Origin of the sequence: Rosenbergiella sp. YN46, from assembly GCF_036620675.1 — a bacterium.
Classification (GTDB): Bacteria; Pseudomonadota; Gammaproteobacteria; order Enterobacterales; family Enterobacteriaceae; genus Jejubacter.
In genome coordinates this window covers 1-563 of record NZ_JAZHEE010000141.1, presented here as the reverse complement: position 1 = coordinate 563, position 563 = coordinate 1, and the positions used below count along the sequence as shown (strand labels likewise).

At 38.9% G+C, this 563-nt stretch carries 1 protein-coding gene; it reads left to right on the top strand.

The annotated features are described in order from the left end of the window. Positions 1-208 precede the first annotated feature (208 nt). A partial coding sequence (locus V3W49_RS22925) for a hypothetical protein (RefSeq protein WP_500148279.1) occupies positions 209-563 on the top strand: 355 nt, incomplete at its 3' end.

Below are 563 nucleotides of genomic sequence, written 5' to 3'. Positions count from 1 at the left end.
AATTTGGGTGCCAACGATCCTGTCATTCCAATTCACTATGCCGATAGTTTTGTTTCAACAATTCAGGATTGTCGATTTTTTAGAATGGATGGATGTGGCCATACACCATATGTTGATGATCCAGAATCGTTCGCTAGAGTAGTAATAGAATTCTTGGGGGAATAGCCAACCGAAGTCTATATATACCACTCATTCCCTATCATTACCTATGAATGGTAATAATTACCAATACGACCCCACAGAAATGTTCAAGGAATGGATCAAAAAAAGTGGTAAAGCTCAAACAGAATTTATGAAAAACTTTGGAGTCTTTATGGGAAATAGAGTCCAGGAGTTCAATCCAGTTGAGGCACTAAAGGAGATCACCGATAAGGCTACTGAAACTCAAACAAATGTAATGAAAAATTTTGCAAACTTCCAAGCAAAGGGAATGGACACTCTTTTCGACATGGGTCAAATCATGCCCAATTTCATGAATTGGGGAACTTACAAAACATCCGTTGGAACCAACGGAAGAATTTCGATTCCAGAGGCTGAAAGAGATGCCTTAGGATTAAGGGAAG